Below are 13457 nucleotides of genomic sequence, written 5' to 3'. Positions count from 1 at the left end.
TTGGGCCTGTCTTCTCAACAGACAAGATTAATATTTTAATGTTACTTCAAAGATAAGAATAGAAGAAGCCGAACATTAATCCGAAAAATTTAAATGTTGACGTTAAAGAATATTAAAAAAGATTGTTATTCACTACTTTTCTCAATTAGGAATTTCCAATATCTTTTGGGTACATGTTGAAGGTGCAATTTCATGTTTTTTCTTGAAGAAATATTGGTGCTTTTAAAATATGATTTCCACAGTTTTTGAAATTCAATTTCTGAAGGGTCAAGGTTAATATTGAGCTTTTGATTTTGTTCTTTCGCATTAACTTCTAAAATTACAAATTCAACCTTTTCTTGATTATAATAAATTCCTCTATTTCTTTTTAAATCATATATTAACCAATTTTGATCTGCATATCTCGATTTAAAATGATTACTAATTAATGGTAAGACATCAAAATCAGGTTCGATGAAGGCATAGTAAGTTCCATCATTGGCCAACTTAAACCGAACAAATGCATTCATTCTATGACGCTCTCTATTAATTTTTTTTAAAACTTGCTTAATTTCTAATACTGCAGGGTGACCAAAATTACTTAAAACATTCTCTTTACGTTCTAAAGCATAACGTATAACCTTTAAAATATCATCTTCAATCGACTCAAATTCACTTAATAGCGTTTTTAGAAGAGACTGAAATCCTTTTTTATTAAGAATAGTTATGAGTTTTTCTGAAACCCTTTTTGCCTTATCAAAATTTGTTCTGACTTCTATAATTTCTACAAACAATTGTGGTATTTCTATATTGTTTTTTCTAATGGCCACATTATTTAATTTGAGCTCGTACACTTCAAAAACGGCAGTTAAAAAACCTTCAATTGTGGTATCATAAATAAGGTAGGTCATCAAAAAAGTGAGAGTTGATTGGAAAAGTTCTTTTTATATTTACTAGTGCTAAAGTGTAAAATTTCACTTTTTAAACGGTTATGGTCAAAATCTTTAGTGAAATAATAGTTTTTGCAGATTATAAAATATTTAGCTCTATTTAATGCTATACCTATCTTTTTTAGCTGCTCATAACCTAAAAATGCATGTTTTCGGGCCGCAATAATTTTTTGTGCTGACCTAACACCGACTCCCGGAATTCTTAATATCATATGATATTCAGCGGTATTAATATTCACAGGAAAATAATCCAAATTCCTTAAAGCCCAAGATAATTTCGGGTCAATTTCCAAATCTAAATTCGGATAATATTCATTAACTATTTCTTGTGGTTTAAATTTATAAAATCTAAATAACCAATCTGTCTGGTATAGTCGATTTTCTCTAACCATAGGAACTGGTGTTCCTAATGTGGGGAGTTTGTTGTCTGAAAGCACTGGTACATAACCAGAATAATAGACTCTTTTAAGGTTGTATTTCTTGTAGAGAAACGTTGATGTTTTTACAATGTCAAGATCACTTTCGTTAGTGGCTCCTATAATCATCTGGCTAGATTGGCCAGCTGGTGTAAATTTTGGAGATGATTTAATTAACTTTTTCTCTTCTTTATATATTTGAATGCCTTGCTGGATAGTATTCATAGGAGCTAGCATTGTTTTATGGTCTTTATCTGGAGCTAGCAATTTTAATCCTGATTTAGTTGGAAGTTCAATATTTACACTAAGTCGATCCGCATACAATCCCGCTTCATACATTAATTCGTCACTTGCTCCTGGTATTGTCTTTAAATGAATGTAGCCATTAAATTTATAATCTAATCGCAATTTTTTTGCAACGAGAACTAATCTTTCCATGGTGTAATCAGGATTTTTAAAAATTCCTGAGCTTAAGAAGAGTCCTTCTATATAATTCCTTCTATAAAAGTTTAATGTTAAATCAACCACTTCTTCTACCTGAAAAGCAGCTCGTTTAATGTCGTTACTTTTTCTGGAAACACAATATAAACAATCGTAAATACAATAGTTCGTTAATAATATTTTTAAGAGTGAAACACAACGTCCATCTTCAGTATAACTATGGCATATCCCTACGCCAGAAGAATCACCTAAATTTTTCCCCTTATTTGTTCGTTTACTCCCACTGGAAGAACAGGATACATCATACTTGGCAGCATCTGCTAATATGGATAATTTCTCATTTATTCTGTCCCAATTCATTAAATAAGTTATTTAAAAGTTGTGTTTATTTATTGTAAAAACAAGAGTTTACTATTGAAAAATTAAAGTAATTATAGAAAATTCTCCCACAAAGTTAATTGTGTAATCAGCTAAAAAACAAGAAGTTATGTTTAGTGTTGAAAAACACGAATACGCCTTGTGTTATAAAATAGGAATGGTAAAAAAGAGTTACCCCTTTAAATACTTTCAACATTTCTTAATTTCCCGTCACCTAGCACGCGTCTTACTGTTGCCCAAAAGCTCAAAAGTGCACTAGAAGATTTTTCTGCAAAATCTGAAAACAGAATTAAATTTTCGACAAATTGTTTAACATCGTCATCATTTGGATTGTGGAATGCCATATTCCATTCTCCAAAATTCCTCTTTGCATTATTTTCCCATAACAACGTCACATCCTGATGTCTTTCATCAGCTTTAATTGTTTCATATAACTGCAAAACTTCTTTTTCTTCTCCTTCAAGAATTTGAACAAATCTACTGTTATGATAAACCAAACAACCTGTGATATCGAGTGTAGAATTCTTAATTTTTGCACTCTCCAGAATGTTGTTTAAATCTGTAAAATTCATTACAGATTTTGATTTTGAGACGTATGTTAGTTGAAACATGTAAAGGATTTATTTACTTTATTATAAAACCCTTATATTCTTAAATAGAAAAAAATATTAAAACTTGAAGATTTAAACTTTCCAAATTAAGGGGATTCTTATGGGGTGTAAATATAAAGAAAAAAATAGTTACTGCTATACATATTTGTGTGCTCATATAGTATGTTTGATTAATCTGAAGAATAATGTATTAAAAGTAAGCAACGGTTGTTTTATGCTACATTACCCTTAAAACAGTGAGGTTTAAATTTTTTTTAACTCTTTTGCTAAAATGTTTAACTCGATAAGTTTTTGAGTTTTTTAAGAAAATTCTAATCATTATATTGTTGTTTAAAGTGTAAAAAATGAATAAAACAATACCGAATTGCATAAAAGGAAATATTGTAAAAGCATTATCCTATTATCCAGAATTAAAAAACACATCGATATCTTTTAAAATTAAAAAAAACATAAAGAAGTCAACCATGCAAGCCCAACCAACTTGGGACTTCCTATGGAAATCAAGAAAAAATAGATCTTATGTTATTTTAATTAGTAACACATTTAAAATCGAAGGACAAGAGTTTAATACGTTAGACATTCCGTCGGAAGTTTTTATTGGATGGATTGGTCATGAATTAGGACATATTATGGATTATGAAAGACGAAGTAAATTGAGTTTAATTTTATTCGGAATAAACTATTTAATTTCATCTAAATCAATTAAGGAGGCGGAAAGAACAGCAGATACTTTTGCAGTTTCACATGGAATGGCTACCTATATTCTGGCTACAAAAGATTTTATTCTCAACAATGCCTCTATAGCACAAGATTATAAGGCTAGAATAATTAAATACTATCTATCACCTGAAGAAATAATGGAATTGGTTGAAGAAAAAAAAGTAGACCTTCAGTTAGATTTAAGAAATGAATAATCGCTCAATTCAAAGAAGTCGCTACTGTTTTCAAATTGTACTATCTTATTCGTTTACAAATTTTTCCCATTTGGCAAATTTTTCTTCTCCCATTACTCGCTCCATTTTAACTTGGCCACCTTTCTTTTTATTATCATCATTCCAATCATGAAAAACAGAGGCTTTGACAAGCTTAACATGCACACCTTTCAATGCTTTTGACCTGGCAACTTTATAATTTTTATTTGCTTTTTTTAAGGCATTGTCTAATGCTTCTGCAATTTTTTTAGCATCAATTTCTGTATTATCAGTCCCTAGATACCAGCTGTGATAATAAGCACCATCAATTCGTTTAGCCGAAATGGTATATTCTGTAATCTTTATATTAAAGTGATTTTGAAGTTCTTTTACGGCATCATTCATTTTATTTACTGATAATTGTGATCCAACAACATTTAAGAAAAATTTGGTTCTACCTGTAATTTTGATTTCAGCTCGTTTAATATCTGTAAATTCAATGGTGTCGCCAATCAAATAACGCCATGCTCCAGAAACTGTACTAATCACTAAAACGTAATCTTGATCTAATTCAACTTCCGCTAAGGTTTTAACTTCTGCGTTGGGTACTAAAGAACCGTCTTCCTTAATGTACTCCGGTTTAAAGGGGACAAACTCAAAATAGATACCATTATTGGTTACTAATTGCATTGCTGAAGTTTCAGGACGTGCTTGAAAAGCAATAAATCCCTCAGAAGCTAAATAGGTATCAATTATGGTTATGGGCTTTCCTAACAAGGCATTAAAACTTTTTTCATAAGAATCAAAAGCAACTCCACCAGACGTATACACTTGTAAGTTAGGCCAAATGTCATGTATATTATTCACATTGTGATAGCGAATAACTTCCTGTAACATCAATTCTATCCATGAAGGAATACCACTTAACGCTCCGATATCCCAGTTTTTAGCATTTTTAGCTATTTTTTTTACACGTGTATCCCAGTCATCAATTTGTGCAATTTCTTTGCCCGGTTTATAATAAGGTCTAAACCAAAAAGGAATGTTACTTGCACTAATACCACTTATTTCACCTTCTAAATGATTGTTTTGTTCTTTTAATTCTGTAGAACTTCCTAACATCATAATTTCCTTTTCGAAAAAATAGGGTGGTAAATCAAAATTTGATAATGCCAATACTTGATTGATGCCAGCCTGTTTTATGGCGTCAAGCATATCGTTTGTAACTGGAATTCTTTTGCTAGTTTTACCCGTAGTTCCAGAACTTAGTGCAAAATAATCAGGTGAACCGGGCCAAGTTATATTCTCTAATCCGTCATGTAATTTTGTCCACCATTCCGAATTCATTTTGTTATAATCAAAAAATGGAATTTCCTTGGAAAAAGTAGTTGCTACATTTTTTGATTTTAAAATAGTATTGAAATGATAATGGGTACCAAATTCTGTATTCATTGCTTTTTCTAGGAGTTCTTTTAATACCCTTTTTTGAGCAATGGCTGGGTCATTATCTGAAGCTAGTTTGTCTGTTATTTCAATTACTCCTTTTATTATATTTCCTAAAATGGCCATTTTTTTTAATTTATAGATTCATACTTTGGTTAATTTACGATCATCTAAATTTTACTTTATTCTCTCCAAAGCTTTTCTATTGACCCTGTTTTCCGCAATTTCATTTAAGGTATGATCAGCATTATACTCTTCATTAAGAATTTCTTGTAAATTTTCAGCAACTTGTCTTAAACCTAATTCCTTGGCATATCTAACAGCAGTTCCATAACCTGAAATTTCGTAGTGTTCAATGCGTTGTGCTTCCGCTATTAATCCGGCATCCATTACTTCATTATCTTCTACTGCATTCATAAAGTTTTTGGCCTCTTTTATTAAACCTTTCATGGCATGACATTTTGCTCCGGATGGAGAAATATTTAATTCTCTGCAAATGGTTTCAAGTTTACTCTTTTGCTCTTTCGTTTCTTTTAAATGATTTTCAAATGCTTTGATTAGTTTTTTATTGTTAGCATTTTCTGCCATTTTGGGAAGTGCAGAAAGTAATTGTGTTTCAGCACTGTACAAATCCTTTATTTGATGATTGAATAAATCGTTTAATGTTTTCATACCTTTTTATTTTTCAATTAGAAGACTAAAATAAGGCGTATACAAATGAACGATTAACTATAAAAAGGAAAGTATTAACCCAAATAAAGAAATGGATTTAGATCAATGGTTGTTAAGGTTTAGTAATAATAAAGATAGCAGTAGTTAATGGTTATTTATTTCAATCCAGTTCATGTGTCTTTTTACGGCTTCTTTAGACCACGATTTAGGTCTATCACCGAAACATTCGAGAATAGCATCAACACCTATGATGGTACCTTTTGCAAGTCTACCTAGTAATGCGATAGGAACGAATTTTTTACTGTCATTTGGGATTAGGTAACCCTTTTTATCAGTTAAAATACCTAAATCATCATGAACGGGTTTTATTAAATCATTTAAAAGGAGCTGCTTGACAACGGACGAAGTAACAGATTTTATTTCAGGGGAATCTAAAACAGAATCGATCATAAAATGAACCATTTTATGCTTATCATCCGAAATGAAATTCCATCCCTCACCAGTACGTTTAATTTCAGGATCATTAATAAAATCAAAAGTCATCACACCAGCAGAAACCAAGGCTAATAGTTGTTGAATACTCTCTACAGGTGGACCATATGCATATCTTTTCATTCTTTCGTCTAAGTTTATTATTTCAGCGAAGACTTCATTGTTACATTCATTATAGGAGAGTTGTTTGTAAATTGAAGGTTGACAATGTCTCCAAACTTGACCAATGCAGAAGTCTAAACTAACGGTTTTATTACCTACTGCCATGCCTACATAATTTTCCATTTGTTGTGTTGTGGCTAATTTCTTAGAGGTAATTATGGCATGTTCAAAAGAATCATTTTTCAACCAGTTCTTTACTAATCTTGTTGTTTCTTTATGGTCTAAATGCTCTTCGGAATTTGAGGTTGGTAGATTTAAATAAATAGCTGCGGTAATTTTTGATATGGCATCGATTAAAAAATCAGAATTAGTTGCACTTCTTTGAATAGAAGGATTCCCGATTTCATCTTCAAAATTAGAAATATGTTTTTGTGAAGGTTTAAATAATTCATCAATTTCAGCATTTAAGGGTTTTGGAGCAGGAGGGAGGCCGTCAAGAGAAAAAGGAACAAACCAATTTTTTATGTCAAACGTCGAAGTGTATTCACATGCATGGGTTTGTTCGTCTATTATGGTAAAATTACCATATTGACTGGCTATACCCCGTACTACATCAATCATCGCCAAACCAAATCCGCGTACACCGATGGTTTTTTTTGTATCTAAATACGCACAATCTAATATGTTTTGAATTGGATATGGTGCTTTACAAAGTGTTACGTTTTCATTTTCCTGAGCATACTTTTCCCATGCTATGAGTTGTTTCGATAATGCTGTAGGTTGATGTCCAATTGTAAGTAGAATTTCATCTAAGTAGTCATAAGTATTTAAATTGGTCTCCACTTTTAATTTATTATTTTCTAAAAGGTCTACAACCTGAACTTTTTCTTTAAATAAAGAGACCATTTCTATTTCTAACAAAGGTTTGATAAAAGTTTCAAATCGCTTGTGTAAATAGGCCCCAACCTTGGCTCTAGGAGGATAATTGTCAGGTTCTTTATTACTCAGTAGAGAAAACTCTTTGCTTATCCATTCATGATATGAAGGAAATTCAGGAATTGTAATTGTATCCAAAATTATCTTCGGTCTACTTTCTAAGATTAATATGCGTTCTGAAATATTAATCCAATTTGTTTCAACTTGATCCAATCTATACACAGCTCCATTTCCAAAATATCCAGTTTCTTCAAAGAGTAGCATATGTAAATTCTTTAATGAATTCTTTTCGCTTAAACCAATGATCAAATTTTCTAGTGCATATAATCCTCGTGGTCCCATTCCAATAATTCCTAAAACACGTTTGTTAGAAAGATTATTATTTTTATTAAGGTAATTCATATGAAATTATTAAAATGAAAGTGATATTTATTTTTATAATGAATAAGATAATGATAACGGAATACTGCGATTAGTCAAGTCTCTATAATTAAAAAATCATAGTGTATTGGTTCTGAGAATTGTTTTTTATCAAAAATACATTATAAATGTAAAATGTAAAAATAATAGATTTTTTACATTTCTACATTGCTATCCTTTTAGTGGTAAGATTTTATTATAAGTATTTATAGAAAATAAAAGAGTACTACTCGTGTATACTCACCATATAGATTGTACTTAAAAAGAAGAAAATCAATTGATGCTTAAGTAGTAATAAAGCTTTAATTTTACAGTCCAAATGCAATTCAATAATAACAAACGATACAACGATTACTCGTCCTATATCAAACGGACATTTTCTGAACGTGTTCAAAAAATTTCGTTAGATACAGGTTTTACGTGTCCAAACAGAGATGGCACTAAAGGAGTAGGAGGTTGCACCTATTGTAATAATAGTACCTTTAATCCTTATTATTGTAAACCCAATAAGAGCATTACCCAACAGTTGGACGAAGGCATTGCATTCTTTTCCAAAAAATATAAAACACAGCAGTATTTAGCCTATTTTCAAGCGTATACCAATACTTACGCAGACATCAATTTGGTGAAGCAATTGTATTACGAGGCTATCAATCACCCTAAAGTAATAGGCTTGGTTATTGGGACACGACCAGATTGTATTAATGCCGATTTAATTGATTTTTTATCTGATTTAGCAAAAGATAATTACATTTCTTTAGAGTTTGGAGTAGAAAGTACGTTGGAAAGAACCCTTAAAGATGTAAATCGTTGTCACACTTATAAAGAAACGATTGAAGCCTATGAACTCGCTAAAAACAGAGGCTTGCATTTAGGTGCTCATATGATTATTGGTTTACCAGGAGAAAGTAAAGCAGATATTTTAAACCACGCCAAGGAATTATCAAAACTGCCCATAAACAGCTTAAAATTGCATCAATTACAAGTAGTCAAACATACCATGATGGCAAAACAGTTTAAGGACAATCCAGAACAGTTTCGTTTATTTACGGTTGAAGACTATGTAGATTTTGTAACCGATTTTGTGGCCTTGTTACGACCAGATATTATTATAGAACGCTTTATTAGCGAATCGCCAAGTCATTTATTAATTGCACCAAAGTGGAATTTAAAGAATTTTGAAATCGTTGCAAAAATTGATAAAAAATTAGCCGAAAAAGACCTTTGGCAAGGGAAAAGTATTGAAACATCATTGCAATCTTAAAAACGTAATACCTACTTGGTTCGGTTATTTTAAAATTTTAGTTATTTGAAATGAACAGGATTACTCCTCGTACTTCGTCGTGATACTTAATTGACTTTAACTCGTCGGGGTGGCAGAAGGCTATAGAATCACAAGCTATTTTAATAATCAAAAAGTAATTTTCATATAGATGTTCCTGTTAACCGAATATATACTTATCTGATAAGAACTTTTCTTTTCATACTTAAAAAATGATTTTATTAAAACAATTATTACATATGATCTTTACAAATAAAGATATTCTTTATTGTTTTTAATTTTTTATTTAACTTGCTGTAAACTTCGTTTTGCTTACATTTCTTAAAAATGTAATAACTCTATAATTAAAATTTGTACAATATAAATCGAATGCTCTTTTTGAAAAAGTCACTCTATTTTAGTTCTTATGAATCAATTTACTTTAGTTTTGTGAAACACATTGATACATATAAAAATTATTATATGCGCCATTTTTGTTTTGTTTTATTTAGTTTTTTTATTCAGTTTTCACCTGCTCAAATAAATAAACAAATTTCATTCAGATCTCTATCGATCGAAGAAGGTTTATCGCAAAATAGTGTATTAAGTATTGCCCAAGATAGTATTGGGTATTTATGGTTTGCTACACAAGACGGACTTAATCGTTATGATGGTAAAACATTTAAATATTATAACAAACAATTTACTGATATTACAAGACCTAGCTACAGTAAATTAGGAAAAGTATATGTGGATAGAAAAGGTGATATTTGGATTGTTACCATCGCTGGTGAACTGGAAAAATATACAATAGAAACAGATTCTTTTACTGCAATACCTAAGTTTAAAAATGTCAGTGCTATCTATCAAGATAAAAAACAGAATTACTTTATTGGTACCTATGGCAATGGCCTATATAAAATTTCTAATAGCGATACCATTCAACTATTAAAAGTAGAGGATACAGCTAAGGATATTTATAATATACACGAATCAAATGGTAAAATATATGCATCAGCAACAAATTCGATTATAGAAATTTCCGCATCAACCTATACCAATAAATTTGTGAATAGTGCAGTTAATTACAGTATTTCAGTTCAAGACAAAAACAAAAAAACATGGGTCGGCACCTATGGAGATGGACTCTATTTTTTAGAAAGGGAGAGGAATGAACTAAAAAAGTTAAAAAAATTAGGGAATAATACCTTACCAGATAATTTAAATATACAATCCTTACTTGTTGATCATAAGAATAGACTTTGGGTTGCTACTTATGGCGATGGGGTATATTTACTTGATAATTTTCAACAAAAGATAATACATTTTACAGCTAAAAAAACAAATCCTTTTGCTTTAAGTTATAATGATGTTTTAAGTTTATTTCAAGATTTTACAGGTACAATATGGTTAGGAACTGATGGTGCAGGCTTGAGTTATTATGATGAAAATTTAGCAAAATTCAATGTATTAACTAATAATCAAACACCAGTAAATGCTAATGTAGACGTAGTTAGAGCAATTACGATTGATACGAATAATGTAATTTGGGTTGGCACTTCGGGTAAAGGACTAACAAGTTACAACCAAACCGAAAACACCTATAATACATATACAACTTCCAATTCTAAAATTAGTTCAGATAGAATTATGAGCCTAATGTTTTGGGAGAATAAACTTTGGATCGGTTTTCAAGGTGAAGGATTAAATATTTTAGATGAAACAGGGAGTTTTCATGACATAGAAAGTCTATCAAGTTTTACTATTTGGAAAATTTATAAGGATGCTAACAACAACATTTGGCTTGCAACACGTGATAATGGTATAATTCAATATGACCTTGAAAAAGGCATCATAAAACAAATCAATTCAGAACTTTATAAAACACTTACAACTAATAATATAAGAACTGTAGAAGAGGGGGAGCGGAATACATTATGGATTGGTACAGAGGAAAACGGACTTTTTAAATATGATTTAATTACAGATTCGATAAATAAAATTAAGGTTGTAGAAGGCAAAATTAAATCTCTTTATTTCTCTCATCAAGATAAGATTTTATGGATTGGAACCAATGGTAATGGTTTACAACAATACAATACAATGACAAACACAGTTAAAGGCCTTACAAGCGAAAACGACTTGCCTAATAACGTTATTTATAGTGTGTTGCCAGACAATCAAAACAACCTTTGGTTAAGTTCTAACCATGGAATTTCTAAGGTGTCTTTAAACGATTCATTACCCATTATCAATTATAATAATTTTGATGGTTTACAGTCATTGGAATTTAATACAGGTGCTTATTTTAAAGATAAAAATGGATTTTTATATTTTGGAGGTTTAGAAGGACTAAACTGGTTTAAGCCAAGTGAGTTAACCACAAACCCAATAGCACCAAAAACAGTTATTAATAAATTAGAGGTGTTTGCTAAAAAGCGAGAATTAATTAATAATCAAACGTTAAAATTCAACGAAAACACAGTTACTTTTACGTTTGCTGGTTTACATTTTTCGCTGCCAGAGCGAAATAATTATAAATATAAATTGATAAATCACGACAAAAACTGGATAGAATCTGGTAATGACAATATAGCTCATTATACCAATTTAGAACCAAACACCTATATTTTTAAAGTTAAATCAAGTAATTATGATGGTGTTTGGGATCAAAATACCGCCACCTATAGCTTTACAATTTTACAGCCATGGTATTTAACCAATACCGCTAAATTGATGTATGTACTTCTATTAATTTTAACTGTGTATGCGGTTTTTAAATATTTAAAATGGCGATGGCAAATGAAATTGAATTTAGAAATGGAACATGCTGAAACTAAACGTCTCAAAAAATTAGATGAATTTAAAACTAAATTATACACTAATATTTCTCATGAATTCAGAACACCATTAACGCTAATTTCTGGTCCAATTGAACGTCAAATGTCAAAGGAGAAACTTTCACTTCAAGATAAGGAAGATTTATCGTTAATGCAGCGTAATTCAAAACGCTTATTGAATTTAGTTGATCAGCTTTTAGATTTATCAAAATTAGAATCGGGGAGTTTAAAATTGTCAGTTAGCCGGGGTAATTTGTCCATGTTACTAAAACAATTATTAGCCGCGTTTGAGTTTAAAGCACAAGAAAAAAACATCCATTTTTCAAAGCAAATTGTAAAAGCAGAAGCTGTTTATTTTGATAGCGACGTTATTGAAAAAATAGTAACAAATTTATTATCCAATGCTATAAAATACACGCCAGATAATGGCGAAATTCAATTTAACTCAACACGTAAAGATGGTCAATTAATAATAAGTATTGTAAATAATGGAAATACTTTAACTAACGACGATTTGCCAAAGCTGTTTAAACGCTTCTTTCAAACTAGTAAAAATTCTGATGGGGTTGGTATAGGTTTAGCATTGGTAAAAGAGTTAAGTAGCTTGTCTCATGGTACTATTATTGCTAATACTTTTGATGATGATTTTATTCAATTTACAGTGACATTGCCTATTGAACGCTCACTTTATAATCCATCTGAAATCGTTGAAGATGAATTGCCCATAGAAGAAAACAACGTGTATGAGGCGGATGTAATTTTTCAAGATGATAAAGTCAACAAACAAGAAAAACCATTAGTATTAATTGTTGAAGACGATTTGGACGTTCGGCAATTTACCAGGTCAATTTTTGAAAATGATTATAAAATCCTTGAAGCCAATAATGGTGAACGTGGTATTAAAAAAGCAATTAGCAATATTCCAGATATCATAATTAGCGATGTAATGATGCCGGTTAAAAATGGTATTGAATTGTGTGATACACTTAAAAATGACGAGAGAACAAGTCATATTCCTATCATTTTACTAACAGCAAAAGTAGGGGAGGAACATGAAGTAAAAGGATTGACAACGGGAGCAGACGTCTACCTAACTAAACCGTTTAGTAGCAAAAAACTAAAATTACATGTACAGAAGCTTATAGAACTACGTAGACAATTAAGAAGTAAGTACAGTCAAGAGTTTGAAATAAAAGCTAAAGATATTTCAGTAACCTCTGTTGATCAACAATTTTTTAAACGTGTTCAGAAAGTTTTAGATGAACAATTAACAAATCCAGCGTTTAATTCAAACACCTTTGTAACTGCGATGCAAATGAGTAGAATGCAATTACACAGAAAACTAAAAGCATTAACGGGTTTAACTACCAGTGAGTTTATTAGGTCACAACGCCTTAAATTATCATTAAACTATTTAAAAAATTCCGATTTAAGCGTTTCAGATATTGCGTATCAAATTGGTTTTAACACCCCTTCTTATTTTATAAAGTGCTTTAAGGAAACATATAACTGTACGCCAACGGTATATATTTCAAAATAAAACTTCTATAAGCCTCTAAACATAGGCTTTTCAAGCTATGTTACATTTCTTCTATACATTGTTAC

The 13457-nt window shown here is 30.6% G+C and carries 9 protein-coding genes; 3 read left to right on the top strand and 6 right to left on the bottom strand.

What is annotated here, in order from left to right; genetic code table 11:
• Positions 1-125 precede the first annotated feature (125 nt).
• The 3 genes from FF125_RS11810 to FF125_RS11800 form a co-directional block, all read right to left on the bottom strand.
• Positions 126-890, bottom strand: a complete 765-nt coding sequence (locus FF125_RS11810; protein ID WP_138949953.1) for a TIGR03915 family putative DNA repair protein — start codon at positions 888-890, stop codon at positions 126-128.
• Positions 890-2146: a putative DNA modification/repair radical SAM protein gene (locus tag FF125_RS11805; RefSeq protein WP_138949952.1), complete on the bottom strand. Its 1257-nt coding sequence runs from the start codon at positions 2144-2146 to the stop codon at positions 890-892. The genes FF125_RS11810 and FF125_RS11805 overlap by 1 nt, the downstream gene beginning before the upstream one ends.
• A 197-nt stretch (positions 2147-2343) precedes the next feature.
• Positions 2344-2775 carry a BLUF domain-containing protein gene (locus FF125_RS11800; protein WP_138949951.1) on the bottom strand — a complete coding sequence of 144 codons (432 nt, stop codon included), beginning with the start codon at positions 2773-2775 and terminating at the stop codon, positions 2344-2346.
• 344 nt (positions 2776-3119) lie between these two features.
• Here FF125_RS11800 and FF125_RS11795 point away from each other — a divergent pair, with 344 nt between their 5' ends.
• Positions 3120-3689 (top strand): hypothetical protein, encoded by a 570-nt coding sequence (locus FF125_RS11795; RefSeq protein ID WP_138949950.1) that lies wholly within the window; start codon positions 3120-3122, stop codon positions 3687-3689.
• Between the two features lie 45 nt (positions 3690-3734).
• Here FF125_RS11795 and FF125_RS11790 read toward each other — a convergent pair whose 3' ends face one another.
• From FF125_RS11790 to FF125_RS11780, 3 genes are all read right to left on the bottom strand, one after another.
• Positions 3735-5255, bottom strand: a complete 1521-nt coding sequence (locus FF125_RS11790; protein WP_138949949.1) for a GH3 family domain-containing protein — start codon at positions 5253-5255, stop codon at positions 3735-3737.
• Between the two features lie 51 nt (positions 5256-5306).
• A complete protein-coding gene (locus tag FF125_RS11785) occupies positions 5307-5801 on the bottom strand; it encodes a YciE/YciF ferroxidase family protein (protein ID WP_138949948.1) in 495 nt (164 codons plus the stop codon).
• 144 nt (positions 5802-5945) lie between these two features.
• Entirely contained in the window at positions 5946-7733 is a 1788-nt protein-coding gene (locus FF125_RS11780; RefSeq protein WP_138949947.1) for an FAD/NAD(P)-binding protein, read from the bottom strand.
• 337 nt (positions 7734-8070) lie between these two features.
• Between FF125_RS11780 and FF125_RS11775 the strand changes: the two genes are divergently transcribed.
• Together FF125_RS11775 and FF125_RS11770 are read left to right on the top strand one after the other, a co-directional pair.
• Complete coding sequence (locus tag FF125_RS11775; protein ID WP_138949946.1) at positions 8071-9015, top strand: TIGR01212 family radical SAM protein; 945 nt, start codon at positions 8071-8073, stop codon at positions 9013-9015.
• Between the two features lie 480 nt (positions 9016-9495).
• Positions 9496-13392: a two-component regulator propeller domain-containing protein gene (locus FF125_RS11770; protein ID WP_138949945.1), complete on the top strand. Its 3897-nt coding sequence runs from the start codon at positions 9496-9498 to the stop codon at positions 13390-13392.
• Positions 13393-13457: the final 65 nt, after the last annotated feature.

The organism is Aureibaculum algae, from assembly GCF_006065315.1.
GTDB classification, from domain to species: Bacteria; Bacteroidota; Bacteroidia; order Flavobacteriales; family Flavobacteriaceae; genus Aureibaculum; species Aureibaculum algae.
This window is presented reverse-complemented; position numbering and strand designations above follow the sequence as displayed.

Bases quoted from the DNA above. Each gene is read 5' to 3' on its own strand.
- FF125_RS11805 (WP_138949952.1), bottom strand. From the start codon at position 2,146: ATGAATTGGGACAGAATAAATGAGAAATTATCCATATTAGCAGATGCT.
- FF125_RS11790 (WP_138949949.1), bottom strand. From the start codon at position 5,255: ATGGCCATTTTAGGAAATATAATAAAAGGAGTAATTGAAATAACAGAC.
- FF125_RS11770 (WP_138949945.1), top strand. From the start codon at position 9,496: ATGCGCCATTTTTGTTTTGTTTTATTTAGTTTTTTTATTCAGTTTTCA.
- FF125_RS11780 (WP_138949947.1), bottom strand. From the start codon at position 7,733: ATGAATTACCTTAATAAAAATAATAATCTTTCTAACAAACGTGTTTTA.
- FF125_RS11800 (WP_138949951.1), bottom strand. From the start codon at position 2,775: ATGTTTCAACTAACATACGTCTCAAAATCAAAATCTGTAATGAATTTT.
- FF125_RS11775 (WP_138949946.1), top strand. From the start codon at position 8,071: ATGCAATTCAATAATAACAAACGATACAACGATTACTCGTCCTATATC.
- FF125_RS11785 (WP_138949948.1), bottom strand. From the start codon at position 5,801: ATGAAAACATTAAACGATTTATTCAATCATCAAATAAAGGATTTGTAC.
- FF125_RS11810 (WP_138949953.1), bottom strand. From the start codon at position 890: ATGACCTACCTTATTTATGATACCACAATTGAAGGTTTTTTAACTGCC.
- FF125_RS11795 (WP_138949950.1), top strand. From the start codon at position 3,120: ATGAATAAAACAATACCGAATTGCATAAAAGGAAATATTGTAAAAGCA.